This window comes from Natronosalvus sp. KLKA75 (genome assembly GCF_059736265.1).
In genome coordinates this window covers 1942492-1964797 of the sequence record NZ_CM185522.1, presented here as the reverse complement: position 1 = coordinate 1964797, position 22306 = coordinate 1942492, and the positions used below count along the sequence as shown (strand labels likewise).

17 protein-coding genes and 1 tRNA gene are annotated in these 22306 nt (G+C 64.7%); 10 read left to right on the top strand and 8 right to left on the bottom strand.

Annotated elements, in window-relative coordinates:
* Positions 1-33 precede the first annotated feature (33 nt).
* Complete coding sequence (locus AC6I65_RS09415; protein ID WP_497901655.1) at positions 34-483, top strand: hypothetical protein; 450 nt, start codon at positions 34-36, stop codon at positions 481-483.
* A 233-nt stretch (positions 484-716) separates the two neighbouring features.
* Here the strand turns inward: AC6I65_RS09415 and AC6I65_RS09410 are convergent, their stop codons facing one another.
* Complete coding sequence (locus AC6I65_RS09410; protein WP_497901654.1) at positions 717-1385, bottom strand: O-methyltransferase; 669 nt, start codon at positions 1383-1385, stop codon at positions 717-719.
* Positions 1386-1614: 229 nt separating this feature from the next.
* Here AC6I65_RS09410 and AC6I65_RS09405 point away from each other — a divergent pair, with 229 nt between their 5' ends.
* The gene (locus AC6I65_RS09405) at positions 1615-2475 is read left to right on the top strand and encodes a phosphatase PAP2 family protein (protein ID WP_497901653.1); all 861 of its coding nucleotides are present in this window, start codon (positions 1615-1617) and stop codon (positions 2473-2475) included.
* A gap of 90 nt (positions 2476-2565) precedes the next feature.
* Here AC6I65_RS09405 and AC6I65_RS09400 read toward each other — a convergent pair whose 3' ends face one another.
* On the bottom strand, positions 2566-3585 hold the full coding sequence (locus tag AC6I65_RS09400) for a lysylphosphatidylglycerol synthase transmembrane domain-containing protein (RefSeq protein WP_497901652.1): 1020 nt from the start codon (positions 3583-3585) through the stop codon (positions 2566-2568).
* Between the two features lie 130 nt (positions 3586-3715).
* On the opposite strand from AC6I65_RS09400, the gene AC6I65_RS09395 reads away from it, so the two are divergent.
* The 4 genes from AC6I65_RS09395 to AC6I65_RS09380 all read left to right on the top strand — a co-directional run bounded on the left by AC6I65_RS09395 (position 3716) and on the right by AC6I65_RS09380 (position 7845).
* Positions 3716-4570, top strand: coding sequence for a hypothetical protein (locus tag AC6I65_RS09395; protein WP_497901651.1), 855 nt, complete (start codon positions 3716-3718; stop codon positions 4568-4570).
* Positions 4571-4673: 103 nt separating this feature from the next.
* Positions 4674-5657 carry a glycosyltransferase family 4 protein gene (locus AC6I65_RS09390; RefSeq protein WP_497901650.1) on the top strand — a complete coding sequence of 328 codons (984 nt, stop codon included), beginning with the start codon at positions 4674-4676 and terminating at the stop codon, positions 5655-5657.
* Complete coding sequence (locus AC6I65_RS09385) at positions 5658-6755, top strand: glycosyltransferase (RefSeq protein ID WP_497901649.1); 1098 nt, start codon at positions 5658-5660, stop codon at positions 6753-6755.
* Positions 6756-6906: 151 nt separating this feature from the next.
* On the top strand, positions 6907-7845 hold the full coding sequence (locus AC6I65_RS09380; RefSeq protein ID WP_497901648.1) for an NAD-dependent epimerase/dehydratase family protein: 939 nt from the start codon (positions 6907-6909) through the stop codon (positions 7843-7845).
* Positions 7846-7878: 33 nt separating this feature from the next.
* Here AC6I65_RS09380 and AC6I65_RS09375 read toward each other — a convergent pair whose 3' ends face one another.
* A complete protein-coding gene (locus tag AC6I65_RS09375; RefSeq protein ID WP_497901647.1) occupies positions 7879-8949 on the bottom strand; it encodes a polyprenyl synthetase family protein in 1071 nt (356 codons plus the stop codon).
* Between the two features lie 185 nt (positions 8950-9134).
* A complete protein-coding gene (locus AC6I65_RS09370) occupies positions 9135-9623 on the bottom strand; it encodes a DUF309 domain-containing protein (protein WP_497901646.1) in 489 nt (162 codons plus the stop codon).
* Positions 9624-9742: 119 nt separating this feature from the next.
* On the opposite strand from AC6I65_RS09370, the gene AC6I65_RS09365 reads away from it, so the two are divergent.
* A complete protein-coding gene (locus AC6I65_RS09365; protein WP_497901645.1) occupies positions 9743-10045 on the top strand; it encodes a hypothetical protein in 303 nt (100 codons plus the stop codon).
* Positions 10046-10128: 83 nt separating this feature from the next.
* On the opposite strand, the gene AC6I65_RS09360 is transcribed toward AC6I65_RS09365, so the two are convergent.
* The gene (locus AC6I65_RS09360; protein ID WP_497901644.1) at positions 10129-12075 is read right to left on the bottom strand and encodes a glycoside hydrolase family 15 protein; all 1947 of its coding nucleotides are present in this window, start codon (positions 12073-12075) and stop codon (positions 10129-10131) included.
* A gap of 219 nt (positions 12076-12294) precedes the next feature.
* On the opposite strand from AC6I65_RS09360, the gene AC6I65_RS09355 reads away from it, so the two are divergent.
* Together AC6I65_RS09355 and AC6I65_RS09350 are read left to right on the top strand one after the other, a co-directional pair.
* Positions 12295-13266 (top strand): TIGR03885 family FMN-dependent LLM class oxidoreductase, encoded by a 972-nt coding sequence (locus tag AC6I65_RS09355; RefSeq protein ID WP_497901643.1) that lies wholly within the window; start codon positions 12295-12297, stop codon positions 13264-13266.
* A 48-nt stretch (positions 13267-13314) separates the two neighbouring features.
* Positions 13315-13397: transfer RNA gene (locus AC6I65_RS09350), tRNA-Leu, on the top strand.
* A gap of 98 nt (positions 13398-13495) precedes the next feature.
* Here the strand turns inward: AC6I65_RS09350 and AC6I65_RS09345 are convergent.
* From AC6I65_RS09345 to AC6I65_RS09335, 3 genes are all read right to left on the bottom strand, one after another.
* Positions 13496-14143 carry a hypothetical protein gene (locus tag AC6I65_RS09345; protein ID WP_497901642.1) on the bottom strand — a complete coding sequence of 216 codons (648 nt, stop codon included), beginning with the start codon at positions 14141-14143 and terminating at the stop codon, positions 13496-13498.
* Between the two features lie 595 nt (positions 14144-14738).
* Positions 14739-15578, bottom strand: coding sequence for a CPBP family intramembrane glutamic endopeptidase (locus AC6I65_RS09340; RefSeq protein WP_497901641.1), 840 nt, complete (start codon positions 15576-15578; stop codon positions 14739-14741).
* Positions 15579-15953: 375 nt separating this feature from the next.
* Positions 15954-16547 carry an AsnC family transcriptional regulator gene (locus AC6I65_RS09335; protein WP_497901640.1) on the bottom strand — a complete coding sequence of 198 codons (594 nt, stop codon included), beginning with the start codon at positions 16545-16547 and terminating at the stop codon, positions 15954-15956.
* Between the two features lie 235 nt (positions 16548-16782).
* Between AC6I65_RS09335 and AC6I65_RS09330 the strand changes: the two genes are divergently transcribed.
* A complete protein-coding gene (locus tag AC6I65_RS09330) occupies positions 16783-21930 on the top strand; it encodes a S8 family serine peptidase (protein ID WP_497901639.1) in 5148 nt (1715 codons plus the stop codon).
* The last annotated feature ends 376 nt before the right edge of the window (positions 21931-22306 follow it).

Sequence of the window (22306 nt, the reverse complement as noted above, 5' to 3'; positions counted from 1 at the left end):
GTGTTCTGCACCCACCAACGACCGGTGCACGACGTGAGCGCTTTCCGCACACACTCGGTTCGACCCCTACTCGCCCTGTCCCTCGGCGCCTTCGGCGTCTCGGGACTGGTAACTGCAGGAACCGCTTCTCTGGAACCCACGACGCTCGAGACGACGCTGGGCGCCGCCCTCGCCGTCGTCGGCGTCTACGGCGTCGCGTGCTACGCACGACGCGTTTCCAGACCGACGCTGGCGCGCCTCTCGATCGGGCTCTGGCTCGCGTTCATCGCCATCGCCGCCCTCCACCTGCCGGGGCTCGAGGCGACCGGCGCGGCCCTTCCGGCGCCCACCGGCGGCATCGTCGCCGGGTTTACCGCACTGACGTGGGCGACCCTCGTCGGCGCCGCCTCGACGACAACGTTCCTCGCCTTCCAGGAGTACAACGCCGGCACTGACGCGATTCCGGCCGAGGAATCCGTCGTCGACCAGGACTACGACTACTAGCGCCGCCGTTTTTCTGTACCCCTCCCCTCTCGAGCAGCGATTCCGAGCGACTGGTGGGGACGCTCCGCGCCGAGACGTTGGTCGACGATTGGCTATGCTATAAAAATAATAGTAAATTGGTGCACATTCGATAGTATAGAATCGGGGCGATTCGCATCGAATCCCCCGCGAATCTGTGTCTTGCTCCGAACAGAGAGAGGGACTCGAGACGTCGCCGTCGCAGCCTGCCACGGCTACCGAACTCGATAGCTCACCGCGATTCCCTCCCCCAGCGGAAGCACCACCGTTTCGAAGTCCGGATCAGCACGAACCGTCTCGAGGTACGTCGCAATACCCCGCGTGTGCTCGTTGACGTCGTCCGGATCGCCACCCTCGACGATCTCGAGGAGTTTCTCGAACTGTATGATCCCCGCTCGCATCGCGTTGTCCGCGACGATCACGCCGCCGACGGCGAGCTTCGGCTTGATGGCCTCGAACGCCTCCGTGTAGCGGTGTTTCTGGTAGTCGATCAACGCCACGTCGAACGGCCCCTCGTAGTCCTCGACCGTCTCGAGCGCATCACCGAGTTCGTAGCTGGCGAGGGCGTCGTAGCCACCGCGCTCGAGGTATGACTTCGCCAACTCGAGTTCGTCCGCGTCCACTTCGGTGAGCACGATCTCGCCGTCGTCGGGGAGCGCCTCGGCGAACCAGTACGCGGAGTAGCCGTAGCCGGAACCGAACTCGAAGATGCGCTCGGCGTCGGCGAGGCGAGCGAGTAGGCGGAGGAAGCCGCCGACTTCGGGACCGACGTGGGGGAAGCCCTCGGCGGCCGCGTACTCGTCCATCTCGGCGAGCGTCTCGTCCGGTTTCGGGCCGGTCGCCCGGACGAACCGGGCGATTTCGTCTGCAAGAACGTCGACCATAGCCGATGATACGCTGCGACGAGAATAAAAGGCCGGGTGAGACGGGCGCCCGAACGACGTATCGATGGGGCCGACTATCGATACTTCCATATACGACCCCGTCTGATACGAATACATGACGATAAATTGTCACCTCTCGAGCCACACCCGGCATATTTCTCCCCAAAACGTTTCAACGCCCACCGTTGACAGTTCATCCACTCCGCGATCCCTCCACTAACTATCCGCAATGGCCCTCCTCACCGTCGTCTTCGTCACTGGATTGATCGTCGCAACCGGTCTCGTCACGACCTGTGCGTTCAGTACGAGTATCGAGCAGTTCCGTCACGCCGTCGCCGACTTCGACCGACGACTCGGCGACATCGCGCCATACCTCGCCGTGGCGGGGCTCTTTTTCGTAGCGAAGCAGGCGACGAACGGTCTGAGTCTCCGTATCTCCCGCGCGCTCGGCTGGGACATCACCGACTCGCTGTACGAACTCGAGGGACTGTTCGTTGCCGACCTGCAGGCAGCGGTTCCCGAGCCGCTCATCGGGTTCTTCTCGGCGATGTACATGTTCGGGTTCCCGTACCTGCTCGTCGTCCCGCTCGTGCTGTACTTCGTGCACACCTCGAGCCGGCACCTCAAGGGAGTCCTTACCGCCTACGTCCTCAACTACGCCGTCGGGGCGATTCTGTACACACTCTTTATCGCCTACGGCCCTCGAAATCGAGTGCCACATCACGTCTCCGGGTTGATGTACGACGTCTACCCGGAGACGCAGACGTTGACGGCCGCGGTGTCCTCCAACACCGACGTCTTTCCGTCGCTACATACTTCGCTCGCAGTCGTCGTCGCGCTGTTCGCCTGGCGGACCCGAAAGACGTACCCGCTGTGGACGTACGTGTCCTCGATCACGGCCGCGGCAGTCGCCCTTTCGACGATGGTGCTCGGCATCCACTGGCTCACGGACGTCGTCGCCGGCCTCGTGCTCGGCACCTGGAGCGTCGTCGTGGCGACGCGCGTCGTCGAAACCGTCGAGGGTGAATCCGACGCGCCGTCGCCGCTTGAGGACGGCGAGGAGAGCGTCGCCTCCGAACTCGGTGATTGAGGCGATTGGCGTCTCGTATCGGCTCCTACCAATGACCGATGGTGATGGTCGAACGGGGAAATAGAGAACCGACACCCGACGACGAATGGATCAGGCGACCGTCCAAATCCCCATCGCGGCCGTCGAACTCCCACCGATGAGCACCGGGAGCCAGTAGACGGCTCCACGGAAGATGAGGACGGCGGCGGTAATCTCGGGAAGCGGAACGGCGGTCGTCGGGACGAGCAGGAGGACGAACGCCGCTTCGATGCCTCCGAGTCCACCCGGGAGCGGCGCGGCGCCAGCCAGATTCGCCAGCGGAATCGCAAAGAGAACGACCGAAACGTGGACGCTGTACCCGACGGCAGCGAACGCCGCGAGGAGGGCTGCCGCCTGGAAAAGCCAGCCGAGGAGCGAGAGGCCGACGATGAACGCGAGCTGTCGGCGACTCGTCCCGACCTGGCGGAGGTTGGCGAAGAAGTGCGCCACCCGTCCCGCGATCTCGCGCTCGAGCGCGACCGGATTGAGTCGTCCGCCGCCGAATCGACCGGCTACCTTCGCGATGGTCGCCGGCACGTGCGCCTCGATACGCTCTCGAACGGCCCACCCGAGCGCGAGCACCAGGCCGAGGACGGCGACGAGCGCGATCGCACCCGTCAGTGCGTTTTCGAGGCGTGGACCGACCGTGGCGGTCGTCGCGTAGTAGCCGACGCCCACGAGCGCCAGGAGGACGGACGGGGCGACGTTGGAGACGTCGACGGTGGCGATGCCGGCGAGGCCGGTCTCGTACTTCGCACCCGTGCTCCGCGAGATGAGCAACGCGGAGAAGGGCTCCCCGCCGGCCTGTCCGAACGGCGTCACGTTGTTCGCGAAGACGGCCCCCGCGTAGACCAGGAACGCCTTTCCGACGGTGACGCCGACGCCCAGTGTCTCGAGCACGGTTCGGAGCATGAGACTCCAGGAGGCGAGCCAGGCGAGGCCGAGGACGATCGTCGCCGCGACGAACGCCGGGTCGGCCGCCAGCAGCGCGTCGACGACGTACTCGGCGCCGACGACGACGAACAGGACGACGAACACCGCGAGCGCGCCGAACGCGCCGAGAAGCAAGGCCCGCCGACTCCCAGGTGCCATACCTGAGAGTACGGACCGATCCCCTTGAACGTCCTGATTCGCCTCGAATCCGGCGCAAGTACCGGTTTTTTGCCGCCAGGCGACGAACCAGTAAAGATACGTCGATTGGATAGCAAACGGGACATAACAGATGAAAAGTCAGCGTTTCCTCGACTCACAGTGGGACTACTGTCTCGTCCTGGACGCGTGTCGGTACGACGTGTTTAGCGAGGTGTACGACGAGTACCTCGAGGGCACGCTCGAGAAGCGACGGAGTACGGGGTCGTCGACGCCGGAGTGGGCGTCTCGAACGTTCACCGGCGACCACGACATCGCGTACTTTTCGGGGAACCCGTTCATCAACGACCTCGGGATTCCGCTGAACGAACTCAAGTGGGGGGCCAGTTGCGACTACGAGTGGACGGCGAACGAACACATCAGCGACGTCGTCGACGTCTGGAAGCACGGGTGGGACGACGACCTCGGTACCGTTCCGCCCGACAGCGTAGCGGAGTCGTTCGCCGAGCATCGGGACCTGGTCGAGACGGCCGATCGGACGGTCCTTCACTACATGCAACCCCACGCGCCGTACCTCGCCCGTGGCACGGGGCAGAAACTGAAACAGATCCAGAAGGGCATCCGACGGCAGGACGAAGCCGACGAGGACGACGACGGGGGCGTCCTCGACTCCCTCGGCGAGACGGTCAGGCCGAAGGTGGAGTCGACCCTCGAAGGGAGCGAACTCGCCCAGAAGGCCGGCCTCTGGCTCGAACTCGACCCGGCGGATCTCGTCCGCAACGGCACCCGCGACGCCGCGATGGCCCTCTACGAGGAGAACCTGCGAATCGCCCTCGAGTCCGTCGCGGCCCTCGTCCCGGAACTCGAGGGGCGGATCGTCGTCACTGCCGATCACGGGGAGGCCTTCGGTGAGGAGGGCGTCTGGGAGCACCACATCGAAACACACATTCCGCCGCTCGTGGAGGTCCCGTGGCTCGTCCTCGAGTGAGTAGGCGGGGCGGTCCGTCCGCGGGGACGAACCAGTCGCCATCGGATCGGCCAGCGTCGAACCGGTTGCCACCAAACGGGTCGGCAGCGAGGGGTGACATCGCGTGAAGGTCTCCCACTACTTCGAGTTCGAAGCGCACGTTACGGGCGGCATCCGGGAGTCGGTCGCCCACCAGCGCAAGATGCTGGACCGACTGGACGTCACGTACACGACCGAACCCCGCCTCAACGTCGACGTGTTTCACTGCAACCTCATGGGGCCGCGGTCGGTCTGGTACGCCCGGCGCGCTCGCTCGAGGGGAGTTCCGGTCGTCGCCAACACCCACGTCACCGCCGAGGACTTCGGCGACAGCTTCCGGTTCACCAACGCGCTGGCGAAGCCGTTGCGGCCGTACCTCGAGCGGGCCTACGGCCTGGCCGACGCGCTCGTCTGTCCCTCGGCGTACAACCAGCAACTGATCGAATCGTACGCCGACGTGCCGACGACCGTCATCTCCAACGGCGTCGACGTCGAGAAACTCGAGGGGTTCGAGTCGCTCGAGGAGACCTACCGAGAGCGCTACGACCTCGAACCTCCCGTCGTCTTCCTCGTCGGTCACGTCATCAAGCGCAAGGGGCTCGAGACGTTCGTCGAGACGGCGCGGCGGCTTCCGGACGTCGATTTCGTCTGGTTCGGCCCCGTGGATCGCTCGCTGAAGGGTCGGGAGACGCTTCGTCTCGTCGACGACTCCCCGTCGAACTGCACGTTCACCGGCTACGTCGAGGACATCCGTGGCGCGTTCGCGGCGGGCGACGTCTTCTTCTTCCCGACCCACGAGGAGAACGAGGGCATCGCCCTGCTCGAGGCGATGGCGGCCGGCAAACCCGTCGTCGTCCGCGACATCGAGACGTTCGCGTGGCTCGAGGATGGCGAGGACTGCCTGAAAGTCGACGCGGACGGCACCGAGGGGTTCGAGCCGGCGATCGAACGGCTTCGCGATCCCGACGTCCGTCAGCGATTGGGCGACAACGCCGCGAAGCGAAGCGAGGCGTTCTCGCTCTCGGCGGTCGCGGGTCGCTACGAGACCCTGTACGCGGAGGTGACCTGAATGAAGATCGGCTTCTTCACCGACAGCTACTTCCCCGGCATCGACGGCGTCACGTACACGATCGACCTCTGGCGGGCGGAACTCGAGGCGAAGGGACACGAGGTGTACATCGTGTATCCGGACGGCGAGTACGAACCGGACGAGAACGAGATTCCCGTCCGGTCCCTGCCGAACCCGTTCTACCGGGGGTATCGGATTCCCCTGTTCAAGCGAACCTCCAAACTACCGGATCTCGACGTCGTCCACTGCCACGGGCCCGCTCCGGTGGGCATCCTCGGGCGCTACTACGCCCGGAAGCACGACGTGCCGTCGATCTACACCCACCACACGCCGCTCGAGGAGTACTTCCACCAGAGCGTGAAGTCGAAGACGGTCGCTCGCGGCCTGAGCAAGCTGTACGTCCCCTGGGAGAACGCCCTGCTCGGGAGTTTCGACGTCGTCACCGCCTCGACGAGTCGGATCAACCGCGCCGTCGAGTACATCGAACTCCCGGTCGGCATCGACATGGAGTTCTTCCAGCCGACCGACGAGGACTGGTATCCCGACCCGGACCAGACCGTCGTCGGGTACAGCGGTCGGCTGAGCATGGAGAAGAACGTCGACGAGATCCTGCGCGTCGCCGCCGAACTGCCCGAGTACGAGTTCGTCGTCGTCGGCGAGGGGCCGTACCGCGAACCACTCGAGGCGCAGGCGCCCGAGAACGTCACCCTGCGGGACTTCCTCCCGCGCGAGGACGTCCCTACCTTCTACTCCTCCATCGACGTCTTCGTGACGGCCTCGACGGGCGACACCCTGGGCCTGTCGACGCTCGAGGCGAACTCCTGCGGGACGCCGGTCGCCGCCGCCGACGTCCCGCCGTTCGACGAGACCATCAGGCCCGAGAACGGCGACCGGTTCGCCCTGGGGGACCTCGAGGCGATGGCCGGGGGGATCGAGTCCTGTCTCGAGACCGACCGCGATACACGGGCGGCCGTCGAGCGCTACGCCATCGACCGGACGCTGGTCCACCTCGAGCAACTGTATCACAACGTACCGCTGACGACGCCGGCGGCGTCCGCGCTCGAGGATTTGCAGTGGGGGCCATCCCACGAGGATTGATTGTCAGTAGTTCGACGGCAGTTCGACGGTAGTTCGACGGTGCCCCGAGCACCGCTCGACCACAGGCCGAGCGCGGCCCGCACGCGACGATACGGGCAATCAGCATTCAGCAATCAGTATCCCTATATGACGAAGGTCGGAACGATATTTTATGAACGGAAAGCGAGTCCTCGTCACCGGCGGCACGGGGTTCATCGGCTCGAACCTCGCAAACGCGCTCGCCACGGACAACGACGTCGTCGCCCTCGACAACGGCTTTCTCGGCACGGTCGACAACCTCGAGGACGAGGTTACATACGTCGAGGCGGACGTCCTCGACGACGACCTCCCTACTGACGTCGACATTGTCTACCACCTGGCGGCGCTCTCGAGTCGGCAACTGCTCGAGGACCACCCGCGGGAGGGGACGCGAGTGAACGTCGAGGGGTTCGTCAACGTCGTCGAGCAGGCGATGGCCGACGGCTGTGAGACGATCGTGTACGCGTCGACCTCCTCGATCTACGGCGACCGGACCGAACCGACCCCCGAGGACGTCCCCATCGACGCCTCGACCGGCTACGACGCCTCGATGCTCGCCAGGGAGCGCTACGCGGAGTACTACAACGACTTCTACGACGACCTCGCGCTGGCCGGCATGCGATTCTTCTCGGTCTACCAGGGGTACGGCGGGGCCGAGAGCCACAAAGGGACGTTCGCGAACACCGTCTCGCAGTTCGCCGAGAAGATCGCCAGCGGCACCCCACCGGTCCTGTGGGGCGACGGCAGCCAGACCCGGGACTTCACGCACGTCGAGGACGTCGTCCGTGGCCTCGAGCTCGCAGCCGAAAACCGGCTCGAAGGCGTCTACAATCTCGGGACCGGGGAGTCGTACTCGTTCAACGAGGTCGTCGACCTGCTCAACGACGCCCTCGGAACCGACGTCGAACCGGTCTACGAACCCATCCCACTGACGAATTACGTTCACGACACCTGCGCCGACAGTTCGACGTTCAGGGATGCGACTGGATGGCGCCCCGAAATCGACTTCGAGGACGGCGTCGAGCGGGTCTGTCGGCCGTACCTCGAGGCTGACGAGAACGACGAGCGATAACGCCTGAGCCCCGGAGAAATCGGCAAATGGGCCTCAGACGTCCCGATCGACGACGAATTCGGTAAACTCGAGCAGCTGCTCTCTCGGTTCCGTCTCAAGGTCGACTGGCAGGTCCTCGAGCGCCCCCCGTGCCTGTTCCGAGAACTCGAGCGCGCGCTCGCGGGCGTACTCGATGCTCTCCGCGGCCTCTATTATCGCGAGCGCCTCGGCGATCTCCTCGTCGGTGTTGGCGTCCGTTTCGAGGATCTCCTCGAGTCGACCCGCTCGGTCGGGGCTTGCGTTTTCGATGGCGTGTAACACCAGCAGCGTCGTCTTCCCCTCCCGGATGTCGTTGCCGAACTCCTTGCCGAAGTCACCGGCCCGTCCCAGCGAGTGCTCGACGTCCAGGATGTCGTCGCCGATCTGGAACGCGATGGCGGTCAGTTCGGCGTACCTGGCGAGCGCGTCCTCGACGGCCGTCGACTGGTCGGTGACGATAGCCGCCAGTCTGGCGACGATCCGGCTCAGACACCCGGTCTTGCAGGCGCACATCTCGAGGTACTGCTCGGTCGAGATGCGGACCCCGCGCTCGTTGTGCCAGCAGATGTCCATCCCCTGGCCGAGGTGCGTTCGGTTGAGTTCGTACAGCAGCATCTCGTAGGCTCGAAGCCGCGTTTCTGCATCGAGGTCAGCGGGATCGTGCGTCAGGATCTTCAGCGGGAGAAAGTACATCGCGTTGCCGGCGTTCAGGGCAACGTCCTCGCCGTGGACGTGGTGGAGCGCCGGTTCGCCGCGTCGAATCGACGCCCCGTCCTCGACGTCGTCGACGATGATCGTCCCGTTGTGGAGGATCTCGGGAATGCAGGCGTAGGAGAGGAACGCTTCGGGATCCTCGCCGAGCGCCTCGACGAACACGAGAAACAGGACGGCCCGCCACCGTTTGCCGCCGCGGTCCAGGAGGTCCCAGAGCGGATCGGCGAGCGCGCGCTGGATCCCTTCCGGATCGTACGCGAACGTTGGCTCACCGAAGAACGCCTCCAGGTCGTCGCCGTCGACCTCCCGTGGGAGTATCTCGGCGATGGCGTCGTCGATCACCGGCCGCCACTCGGCAAGCGCCTCTCGCATACGTCTCACCCTCGCTCGGTGTGGACAAAAAGCTTCAGTTTCTGATGAATCGGTCGTCGTTCTGACGGTGAATGCAGGCGGTGACCGTCGCTCACGTACTCACCTACTCGAGCCGGGCGATTCGTACTCGCGTGATGACAATCGCTCGCGTGACGACAGTCATCGGGACGATGTCGACGCAGCCCTTACTCGAGTCCCTCGGCGTAGGCGACGTCGACCTCGGTCGCTTCCGGGTGCCGACCGTCGAGCGGGAGTTTCCACCCGTCGAGGACCGACGGGTCGTTCTGCGCGTTCGTCAACGTAGTCCGGACCTCGAGCAGGTCGACGCCGTAGAAGTCGTTCGGAACGCCGTGGAGGTACTGCAGGGCGGTGGCGAACAGGCTTCGCATCCCGTCGTCGTCCTCGAAGTCGACGTACTTGTAGACGCCAGCGGCGACCTGTACCATGCCGTGGAGGAACTGGCTCTCGACCGTTCCGCGGCCGTAGTTGTACCACTCGTCCTCGAAACAGTCGTGGCTCGCGTGGTAGTCGCCGGCATTGAATAGTCTGACGCCGTGAACCGTCGCCTGCCGGAGCGTTCCGTGTTCCCAGCGGTCGAGTTCGGGCCGCCAGCCCGTCGGCGCGCTCGAGTCCGACGGCGGGTCCACGTCGGGGGCTCGTGTGTGTTCGTCCACGGGCGGATAGAGGAGGGGCAGGGTAAAACGTCTTGGCGCCTCCGCGCGAACCGCCGAGCCGTTCCCGGGGTCGTAGATTGGCCGGAGCGCTTATAGGATTCGATTGACGAATGGGAGTAATGATCTATCCGTCGCAACGGTGTGTGGCGTGTGGCGAACGGCTGTTCGCCCACGTCGACGGCGGGGTCGTGTGTCACAATTGCGGGGCCCGGTACGACCAGGACGATTCCGACGGAAGGGGCGAATCCTCGGACGGTCCTTCGTCCCCCGACTCCGGCGGTTCCCGAGGGAGCGAGACGGAACTCGTCGTCGAGGCCGTCTCGCACATCGACCCGCCCGAACCGACCGAGCGTGCTCACGAACGGGACGATAAACGTAACCGCAACGCGACGCCGATTCTCCTCGAGACGCCATCGTCCTGAGCCGTTCCCGGGGTCCTCGCGAGTAGCGTACCGCCACTCGTTTTCTGCCGTTCGTATCGCGTTCAGTCCTGCTATCACCGACGTTACCGCAGATCAATTTCACGCGGATCGTGACTCAACTCGTCCACCTCGCCTCGAGCACTCGCCAGGTAGATCGCACTGTTGACGAGGCCGATGTGGCTGAACGCCTGCGGGAAATTGCCGAGGAGTTCGCCGGTCTCGGGTTCGATTCGCTCCGACAGCAACCCGAGCGGCGAGGCGTGCTCGAGCACGGTGTGGAAGATGTCCTCGGCCGCGTCGACCCGGTCGGCCAGCACGAGCGCGTCGACGAGCCAGCAGGTACAGAACACGAACGTCCCGTGGACGTCGGGGACGGCCTCGCTCCCCTTCGTTCGGTAGACCAGCCCCTCGTCGGTCGCGAGCTCCTCCAGGACGGTGTCGAGCGTCGCCGTCACCCGGGGGCCGTCCGGCGGGAGGAACCCGTACAGCGGGATCAGGAGACAGGACGCGTCGAGTGCGGTGTCCGTGTCGAAGTGCTGGACGAACGACCCCGCGCGCTCGCTGTAGCCGTGCTCGAGGATCGCCTCGCGAACCGCCCGGCGCTCCGATCGCCACCGCTCGAGCGGCGCCTCGACGTCGTGGTCCTCGGCGAGCGTGATCCCGCGCTCGAGAGCGACCCAGCAGAGGAGCTTCGAGTGGACGTAGTGACGCTGCTCGTCGCGGTACTCCCAGATGCCGTGATCGGGCTCCGACCAGACGGAGCACACGTGATCGACCAGCGCTTCGATCGCCGCCCACTCGTCCTCGTCGAGGTCGCCGTCGCGGACGAGCGTCTCGTAAATCGCCTGCACGATGGCGCCGTAGATGTCGTGCTGGTTTTGCGTCGCGGCCGCGTTCCCGACTCGAATCGGCGTCGAGTGGCGATAGCCCGAGAGTCCCTCGAGTTCGTGCTCGGTGAGGTCCGTCTCGCCGTGGACGCCGTAGACGGGTTGCATCTCACCCGGTGGTTCGGTGACGATGTCTCGAAACCACTCGAAGTAGTCGCGGGCTTCCTCGTCTCGACCCAGGTTGTGCAGGGCCTGAACCGTGAACTTCGCGTCCCGGATCCAGTTGTACCGGTAGTCCCAGTTGCGGTCGGTGCCGTACTTCTCCGGGAGCGACGTCGTCGCTGCAGCGTAGATGCCGCCCGTCTCCTCGTTGATCAGGAGTTTGAGCACCAGTCCCGACCGGAGGACGTACTCGCCCCAGGGGGTGTCGTCGACGAGTGGGGCCGCGTCGTTAATCAGCGAGTCCGTCCAGGATTGCCAGTAGTCGACGGTCGAGGCGAGCGCGCTTCGACACGAGGCGATCGACCTTGGTTCCTGTCTCTGTGCCTCTTTTCCTTCCCCTTCGTCGTCGCGATCGCTCACCCCGTATCGGAGACGGAACCAGACCTCGTCGTCCGCGACCAGCGTTCGCGTGCCGACGACGCGGTCCTCGAGCGCGCGCGGTTCGAACTCGCCACGGACCTCGAGGACGAGGTCGTCCTGGCGCTCGATCCAGTCGGGGCTCGTACTCGAGTCCCCGGTCGCCACGTAGCCGGTCTCCGTCCGCGAGACGGTCGTTGGCGCCTGGCCGTACTCGAACCGCGGCTCGAACTCGAGTTCGACGGTGAGTGTCCCGTCCGTACACCGGACGCGTCGGTAGATTGCGAGCTGGTCTCGGTCGTCGTGGTTCTGATCGCCATCGTATTCGTGGTCGTCGTCACCCCAAACCGGCATGAAGTCCGTAATCTCGAGCGTCCCCGAGCGTGTCGAGAACGTGGTCTCGAGGACGTTCGTTCGGTCGCGGTAAGCCTGTTGGACCTCGTAGCTGTCCGTCGGCCTGACGGCGAAGTGACCGCCGCGTTCGTCGTCGAGCAGGCGGGCGAACACGCTCGGTCCCGCGCTGTGGGGGAAACAACACCAGTCGATCGATCCCGATCGATCGACGAGGGCCATCCGGTCGTCGTTACCGATGATTCCGTACTCGGTGAGTGGCGTATATCCCATGCTCATCTGGTCCCTGCATCGGTCGTTCTTCGAAGCCGTCGCATCTACCCGACCCGTTCCACGACGTCGTGGATAAACGTGGCTCCTGAAATGTCTGCCCGACCGTGCACGGCACGGGAACGGTTTCGACCGCCTTCCGTATGCGTCCCCGACTTATACGGTCACCGTCATTGAAACCGCACTCATCTCGAGACGGTTTCCGTCTCCGGAGTGATCCACATGACCATCGGTTACCACGCCTCCCACGAGCAGTTCGCCCCGAGCGAGTTGCTCGAGTACGTTCGACGCGCCGAAGCGCACGGTTTCGAACACTGCCTGGCCTCAGACCACTTCCACCCCTGGAGCGAGCGACAGGGGGAATCCGGGCACGTCTGGTCCTGGCTCGGCGCCGCCGCCCAGGCGACGTCGATGACTTTCGGGACGGTCAACGCACCGGGCTACCGCTACCACCCCGCCGTGATCGCTCAGGCGGCGGCCACCCTCCGCGAACTCCACCCGGATCGGTTCTGGTTGACCGTCGGCAGCGGCCAGTTGCTCAACGAGGGCATCACCGGCGTCGACTGGCCGGTCAAAGACGAGCGTAACGCTCGCCTCGAGGAGTGCGCCGACGTGATGCGACGGCTCTGGGACGGCGAGGAGGTGACCCACCAGGGCCGGGTGACGGTCGAGGCGGCGAAACTCTACTCGCGACCCGAAACACCGCCGCCGCTCGTCGGTGCCGCCCTCTCGCCCGAGACCGCCGCGTGGCTCGCGGAGTGCGAGTGGGCCGACGGCCTGCTCACGCTCGGGACGCCCGACCACGACGCCGACGCCGAGCGCGTCCGGGCGTTCAAAGAGCGGGCGCCGGACAAACCCGTCTACCTCAAGGTCCAGCTCGCCTACGACGAGACGGACGAGGCCGCCCTCGAGGGGGCCTACGACCAGTGGCGAACCAACTGCGTGCCGGGGCCGGTGACCCAGCAACTGCGGACGCCCGGCGACTTCGACGAACTGGCCGAAGGCGTCGACAGAGAGCAGGTCGAGGAGAACGTCCGCGTCTCGGCCGACCTCGACGAGCACGTCGCGTGGCTCGAGGCTGATTTCGACCTCGAGGTCGACCGGGTGTATCTGCACAACGTCACCACGAACCAGACGGCGTTCGTCGAGGACTTCGGGGAGCACGTGCTTTCGGCGCTCGAGGACGAGGGGTGAACGAAACCGTAGAGTATTCAAAGGCCACCTGCCTACTCGCTAGCGCGTGCGAGGGTAGCCAAGCGGCCAACGGCGGCGGACTCAAGATCCGCTCGTGTAGACGTTCGTGGGTTCGATTCCCTCCCCTCGCATCGCAGTGAGGCGCATGCCGCGCCGAACGAGATGCGGAAGATCACACGGAGCGATCTTCCCTCGCAAAAATTCTATTGAAGCAAACGTACCGAGTAACTCACTCCAAAACCTCGAGACCGGCCATTTCGGCCACCATCAATGCGGTAGCGACGTTGAATGCAAGGCTGATCGGTGCGGCGACGATTGCCGCTATGATCGCACCACCAATCCCGGAGTGAGCAAGAACACTCAACGGGATCGCACAGACGAGCGTCGCGACGACGAGGGTGAGAAAGAACCAGATCGACTGGTGCTCGCTAACGAGGTCGTACGCTCGTTTAATGGCGGACTCGATCCCGATATCTTCCAGCACCAGAACGTACACAGTCGGGAACAGGAGGTACCCGACGACCAGCAAGAGGAAAATCGAAAGGACGAACAGCGGAGGCACGACGAGCAATGGGAGGAAGACGACGAGTATCCCGACGACGACGAGCACTTCCAGCGCGATTATTCGAACGGCGAATTTACGCAGGTTGGCGATGAAATCGAACGACCCAGTCGTGATGCCCGAGGCGATACTCCCGAAGTACCCCGCACTGAGCACACCGGAAATGACGAGATACGTGACGAGCAGTGGGACAGCAAGCACGATTGACTCCATCGTTCCGAATGGCACTGAAACTGTGAGGCCGCCGCCATCGGGCGCATTGACGAAACTCCAGAGATCGTACCGGTAGATAGGAAATGACGCGGAGACGGACATACCATGACTCTGGGCTGTGGCCAGCAGATCACTCACGTTCAGCACCGACGTCACAAGTGGCACGAGTGCCAGTACGAGGAGACGGTCAAGGTGCGCGAACGTACGGGAGAGTAGACCGTCAAGTGAGGGCGGGTTACTACTGGGGGCCTCTCTAGAGGGCGGTGTCATAATCGTATCCTAACAACTCCTCTACAAAAAACTTCTTTATTTTCAATGGGGAGAAACGTTTTACGTCGTATTTTATGCTCTCGAATCACTGATGGCCTCGACAACGACTTCCCTGGAATGCGCGTTTCTGGTTGGTGTTCCATTCGCACCCTGCCTGACCGAATACGAATCTTCGCTGACCCACTCTCAACTCGTGCAACAGTCGCGCCCCGTGTTCAGCGCGGGTGGCGATTGATGTCTCCCGTTTAGGGTTTCAACTGGACCGTTTCCTCCAGTTTGCGTTCGCTTCGGCTTCCGCTGCCCAGGCCTCTACGCCGAACGTCAACCCGCCGCCGTCTTGAGGAGATTAGGACGGAAGTGGGCCCGTGACGTGTGGTAGACGTATGAGACAAAGGACCAGGAAGATCCACAGACCGGTATAGAACTACTATCGACTGTCACCCCTATCGGAACCACGGTTACGATTGGCGTCGTCGTGAGTACGTGTGCGAGACTCTCGAGAACCCTCGAGACCGGCGGCTTCGGGACCAGGACGCCGTCGCGGTGAGAGGTGCGACGAACCGTACACGAGGACGAGTCCAACGGCAATCGCGACCAGAACGACACCGGTGGTAGCTTCGGCCAGCAGATTCAGCCACGGATCTGGAACCCCACCGGGAGCGAGTGCGTCCCTGTCCGCAGGGTGGAAGATTCCCATGGCGTTGATGCCTGCGTGAAAGACAGCGACGGCGAGGACGCTCCCGCCCGTGCTGTTGTACATCCACGTCCAGAGCACCGATCCGGCGAGGATTGTGACGACCCAAATGAACTGCTGAGAGAGCGGCCACCCGCCGTGGGTAGTGTTGGCATTGAGGAACAGTGGCAGGTGCCACCCTGCCCAGGCGACCCCAACGACGAGACTCGACGTGAGCGCGCTGTAGCGCGCTTGCAGGACTGGGAGCATGAAGCCGCGCCAGCCGAGTTCCTCCTGGCCGCCACCCCAGATAATGCCCCATGCCATCGCGAAGACGTAGATGCCGACGAACGGGAGCGAGCCGACGTCGACTGGACCGCCAAAGAGCGCGTACAGGGCGCTTCCCGCAGCGAGAATAGCGATCGGAAGACCGAGCGCGAGGACCCACCATCGTACTCCGATTCGCCACATGAATAACTGTGAAATCCAGGAACGCAGGTCGCCGCCGCTCGCCCAGAGGACCACCGCCGCACCGACCGGTGGCCCGAACGCACCGAAGCCGACCAGAATTGACAGCGTCCACGAGGCCTCCATGTCCGTCGCTGCGAGGACTGCCTGAATCGCCTACGTGAACGCGTACGTGATGAGAAGGAAGCTCACAATACGGTGCTGGGCGATCCAGGATCGAGCAGCCGCGATCATACCTGTTTCTTCGTTCGCGACGATTGTTTATCGACCGGCGATTCTCCCGCCATGAGAGTCATCATCCGTCATGCTTCGATCGTATCCGCAGCACTGATTCCGTGCTGAAGGGGTCCATTGGTTCGGACAACAGTGAACGGTTCGTCCCTGACCGGTCGCAGTATTGACTCTCTCGGCCGTTTTCGAGCGCATCTCGAGCGGTTAGCTGAAAACCACATCACCAGGGAGCGACGCCCATCGACTCGAGCCGAGTTCACTCCGGTCCAATCACGCCCCTTCCTCGAGTCGGGCGTACCGATTCTCGAATCGCTCCCGACACGATGGGCAACAGAAGTGGTAGGCGTCGCCGCCGATGGTCGCCGATTCGCCCTCGCTGTCGACGGTGTTCCCGCACTCCGCGCAGGTTAGCGCGAACGCGGTCCCACCGAGCGACGGGCGCCACTCGACGTCGTCCATCAGCGTGACGCGATACTCGAGGTCGCCGTTTCCGAGCAACTCCTCGAGCCAGCGACGGACGTTTCGCCCCTCTGCACGGGCGTAAAACCAGATGTCGCCCTCGGCGGTCACGAAGAGGTGTTCGACTGCGTCGGCGTCGCCGATCCGTTCTCTGAGCGAATCGACGTCCGCACTCGCGCCCCCAACGTCAACCTGGACGAAGACGGGAACGCCCCCCTGGATCGTCGATCGGTCCACGTCGATCGTGAACCGGTTGATGACGCCGGCGTCCTCGAGGCGGGCGACGCGGTCGGAGACGGCCGGTCCGGACAGTCCGACCGTCTCTGCGATGTCGCTGAACGGACGGCGAGCGTCCTCCCCTAAGAGCGACAGAATCTCCACGTCGATTTCGTCGAGCGTGTGCATACTCCGTCTAGCGATTCGTTCCCTAATAGCGCATCGATGGGGTGCTATCCTCGGGGTCCATACGCATCCCACCCCCGATGCTGGATCGGCTCGCCTATAGCCGGAAATAATTGCCTAAATACATCATCCAGACACATATTATTTTTGGCGACTTTCAGAATACGACGACTGTACGTCTCTTTACTATATTCGGGTGAGGCGGGGTTCGTATGGTTCCCAGACCAGTCGATAACAGATGACAGAGCGTCCCCCCAAAGGAGTAGACGAATCGCCATCCGTCGTGTCGCGCCGGCAGGTCCTCCAGGGAACGGCGGGCGCCGGTCTACTCGCGCTCTTCCCGACGGCGAGTGGTAGCGCCGGCGAGACGACCGAAGTCGTCGTCCGTGCCGAGGACGTGGACGTTCCACTCGTCGCATCCGCGTCCGTCGTCGACGAACTCAAGGCGACGGCCGAGGAGAGCCAGGCCCCCATCGTCGAGTACGTCGACGAAACGGACGGACTCGCGGTGAAAAACCGCTTCTGGCTCGCGAACGCGCTCCTCCTCGAGGTCGACACCAGCGTCGTCGACCTCGAGCAGGTGACCGCCCAGGATGGCGTCTCGGAGGTCCACCCCAACTTTCGCTACGAAATCCCAGAACCAGACGCCGGAACTACCAACCAGGAGACGGGCGACGTGACGTACGGCCTTGAGCAAATCGACGCGCCCGCGGCCTGGGACGCGTACGATGCGCGCGGCGAGGGCGCCCGGATCGCCGTGCTCGACACTGGCGTCGATCCGACCCACCCGGACATCGACCTCGAGTCCGAGCACTTCGCCGAGTTCGACGGCGACGGCGAGCAAGTCGATTCAGAGCCCCACGATTCGCACTATCACGGCACGCACGTGAGCGGAACGGTCGCGGGTGGAAACGATTCCGGCACTGCAATCGGCGTCGCTCCAGACGCGACGTTGCTCGGTGGACTCGTCCTCCCGAATGGGGGCGGGTCGTTCGCCCAGATTATTGGCGGCATGCAGTGGGCGGTCGAGGAAGACGCCGACACGATCAACATGAGCCTCGGGATCGACGGCTACGTGGGCGAGCTGATCGAACCGGTGCGGAACGCGGATCGAGCTGGCACGGTCGTCGTTTCTTCGTCGGGCAACAGCAGGGTCGGAACGTCCGGGTCGCCCGCCAACGTCTACGACGCCTTCGCCATCGGGGCCTCCAACGAGGACGAGGCGATCGCCGAGTTCTCGAGCGGCGAATCGATCTCGACGGAGAGCGCCTGGGGTCACCTCGCTCCGGACGACTGGCCGGACGAGTACGTCGTCCCGGACGTGTCGGCGCCGGGTGTGGACGTAACCAGCGCGTTCCCGGTCGACCATTCGGACGGGCCGTACCACGCCATCTCCGGGACGTCGATGGCGTCGCCACACGTCGCGGGCGTCGTCGGCCTCATCAGGTCGGCGGCCCTCGAGGAAGCCACGCCAGAGCGGGTGAAACGCGCCCTCGCCGCCACTGCCTGGAAACCCGAAGGCGAGTCGGACGACCCCGACATTCGGTACGGGCGCGGGATCGTCGACGCGTTCGCCGCCGTCGGTCGCGTCGCCGCTGATGGCGGCGTCACCGGGACCGTAACCGACTCCGACGGCGCCCCCATCGACGAAGCAACCGTCACGCTCGACGGGTTCCCGGTCGAGACGAACGCCGACGGCGAGTTCCAGGTCCGGGCGATCCCCGGCGCGTACGAACTGACCGCCGACGCGTTCGGCTTCACCGCCGACACCGTCACCGTCGAGGTCGACGACGGCTTTCAGCCAGTCGACTTCACGCTCGGTGACAGCTTCGCAATCGCCGTCGTCGACGGCCAGCCCGAGGGCCTCGAGGCCGGCGAGTCGTTCGACGTGACGGCGAACGTCGCCCACGTCGAGTCGGTCACCGTCGAACAGGTCGGAGACTACGTCGGCGAGGCCTGGCTCGAAGTCGACGGCGAGCCAGCCGCGTTCGGCGAACGCGTCGACTTCGAATCCGCCCGCTCGGACGAGATCACGACCACCGTCGGGACCGAATCCGACGGCGTCGGCAACCTCGAGCTCGAGCACACCTTCGCAGGGCTCGGCGACTCCGTCACCGTCTCGACGGGGCCGACGTTCGTCTACGACGAGCCGGTTCCGATCGGCATCGTCGACGCCGGGAGCGGCTACGCGGCCGACCTCGAGACGATTCTCGCCGAAGCGATGCACCCGCGATACCGGTTCGACCGTCTCGAGCCCGCGGAAGCCCTCGACGCAGCCGAGAGCCGCGAACACGAGGGCTACGTCGTGCAGAACCTGGGCGACGACGCTGACCTCGTCGCCGACTTCGTCGACGTCGCCTCGGCGCCGGAAATCGGAACGGTCTATCTCGACCAGTTCGGCGACGCGAGCGACGCCGTCTCCCAGGTGTCCGATGCCACCGGCGACCCGCGCGAGACGAGCGAGGTCGCCGCCCAGGTACCGTATCCGATCGCGTATCCGATCGAGTACGACGTTTCGGCAGCACACCCCGTGTTCGAGGGAATCGCCGCCGAAGGCGAGAGCATCACCATCACCGAACCCGAGCCAGTTTCGGTCGGGATCGGCGTGTACTACAGCGGGTTCCACAGCTACTTCGAGGGGTACAGCGGCGGCGTCGCCGGCTCGACGGTAGCCTCGACGGCCGTCGCGTCCACGGAGACGGGCGACGGCCTCGCGACCGACGACCTCTCTCGAGTCGTCCACGCGTCGTCGCTCGGCCTCGGGACGTTCGTCGACCGAGACGCCGTCACCGACGCTGGACAATCGCTGCTGGGCAATCTCGTCGCTCACGCCGCCACGACGCCGCCGATCGACGTCGTCACCGCGCCGGCCGAACGGGTGGCTCCCGGTGAGTCAGTCTCACTCGAGGTCGCCGTCGAGAACCTCGAGGAACTGGAAATTGGCGTCACCGGGCTCCAGTTCCTCGACGAGAGCGACCTCTCGCTCTCAATCGATGGCGAGAGCGTCGCCTTCGACGACCCGCTCGAGTACGACGCCTTCGACGGGACGGTCGAGATCACGGTCGACACGTCCGACCGGGTCGGCGAATTCGCGATCAGTACCCGATTCGTCACGCTCGGCGAGCGCGGTCAGTCGATCGAGACGGCGGCGACGTTCCGGCCGACGACCGTCTACGAGTCGCCGCTTCGTGTCCCGGAGCAGGTCGACGACCTGCAGGCGGCGGTGGACTTCGTGCGCGAGGGCGACACCGTCGAACTCGCCGACGGCGTCTACGAGGTCGACGCGCCGGACCGCGGCTTCCAGACCGGTCTGTACGTCGGTACGCCCGGAATCACGATCCGGGGCGTCGGCGGTGCGACGCCCTCGATCGTCCACGAACGGGACCTGCCAGGGCCGCGGATTATCCACATCGGCGCCGACGACGTCACCCTCGAGAACGTCGAGGCGAACGTGATCGACGGCGAGGTGGACGAGAAGAACGCTATCGGCACCGGAGTGCTCGCCGGTGACGGCGCGCGCGACGTGACGATCAGGAACGTGACCGCGGCCGGGACGTTCGGCGTCCAGCTCCGCGAGACGACCGACGTGCTCGTCGAGGACGTCACCGCGTTCGGGACGGTCGTCGGCGTCGGTACCGACTCCGGGTTCTTCGGCACCGTCGACGGTGCGACGATCCGGAACGTCACCGTGACCGATAGCCCCGACTACTCGTTCCAGGGCGGCGTGATCGTCAACGGCGCGACCCGCGTCACCGTCACCGACTGCCACCTCGAGCACGAGGACGGCGACCAGGCCAGCGTGGCGCTCTTCGGTCCCTTCGACGGCGGTGAGGACTGCCGCATCGCGAACAACACAATCGTCGGCCCCGACGAGGAACCCTATTCGGACGATCGGAACAACGGCATCTACGTCGACAGCGTTAACGTCGAGATCGAGGACAATCACATCGTCGACTCCTACACGGGGATTCGCGTCGCGGAGTACGGGTTCGGTACCGACCCGCCAGCGGTCACCGTCGAACGGAACACCATCGAAAACGCCGGGATCGGCTTCCGGCAGTTCGGCGACACGGCGCTGTTCGCGTTCAACGACGTCGAGGCCGCGACCGGTCTCGACCTTGGACCCGGCTACTTTGGCCTCGACGCCGACGCGGTCCTGGCGCGGTACAACGACCTCTCTGCCACCGATCTGCCGTTCCGCGGTGAGCCCGGCGACGGGTGGAACGCACCCGAGGGACCGTTCGACTGTCGCGAGAACTACCTCGGTGATCGGAGCTACGGTGACACCATCGTGGACGGCGACGTCGCGTACGATCCCTACCTGACCGTCCCGCCAGCGGAATTCGAGTCGGGTACCGGGGATGCAGGAGCCCTCGACGTCGACGCACTCGAACCGACAGAAATCGCGACAGACCTGTCCCTCGATCCGGGTGGCTCGTACGCCATCGGCTTCCCGGGACCGACCGATCAGACGATCTACGACGTCCTCGGCGTCGACGGGTACGGCGAGTTCGCCGGCGAAATCGAGATGTGGAACCACGACGCCGGCAAGTGGAAGTCGGTCACCGGCGACGGGAACCTGCAGTACGTCGACACGCTCTACGCGTTCAGGGTGACGCCGGTGGAAGGCGTGCGCGCCGAGGTCCACTTCCAGCGAGCGGACGACCCGCCGGTCGGGCCGGACGGAACGCCACCGGGTCACCGTGATTCCGACCTCGAGAAAACTCACCTCCAGGAGGGCTGGAACTTCGTCGCTGCGCCGGCGTACGGCGACGAGGGAGACGTCTTTGAGATGGACGTCGTCGACTCGATCGACGACTCGCTGCACGCACCCGGTGGGCAAATCGGCGACGGCCAGCTGACCGCCTTCACCGGCTACCTGGTCGAGGCGACGGACGCCCACTGGCTCGACGCCGGGATTACAGCGTACGATCCGACGATAACGGACCTCTACGAAGGGCTCGGTCTCGACCCGCAGATTCACGCGAATCCCGGCCCCTCGACCGACGCCGGTGGGATGGATCGGACGCTCGAGAGCGTGCTCGAGGCTCCCGGCGACGAGGAGACTGTCGTCGACCGGGTAGCCGCCTTCGTCACGGAACGGTTCGCGACCGTCGACCTCGACGCCGAGCTGGACGACGTGCTCGAGGAGTTCTCGACGACGGTGGAGACGACGGCCGCCGAGGCGCCGTCGGCGCACGCCGACCTCGTGGCTGAGGCGACGGATCTCGCGGCCGAGCGGGCCGTCGAGACGTTGATCCAGGCCGATTTCCTCGACGAGGAGGGTGACGAAACGGACCCCGATCGAACCGTAGAGTCACACGAGGAGAAGTACGGAGGCTCGACGCTCTCGAGTATGCGACGATCGGTCGCCACCGACGACTGAGCATCCGATTGGACGGAGCACCGCGGTGACCTCGTTCGGATGGGGCTCCGCGGTGACCTCCGTCCGTGCCGATATCGAATCGCTCGTCGGTTCTCGAGGACGAAGCGGATTAGCCGCCCCGTACCTGACGGTGGGCGTCCGTTCACGTTGCCGGAACGCGTTCATCTCTCTCACGAAGTGTGTAACCGCCCATCCGTCCGGTGGCGTGTCGTATCACGCCTAAATAAACCAAAATATTCGGTAGTTGTTTTACGAGCTCGTTAGATTAATCCCATAGGAGATTTTCATCACCCTCACAGAATGTAACCCAAAATTATATTACGAAATCTTCGAAAGGTGTGGTGTGGTTGATAATGAGTAACAGTGAGGAGCGGAC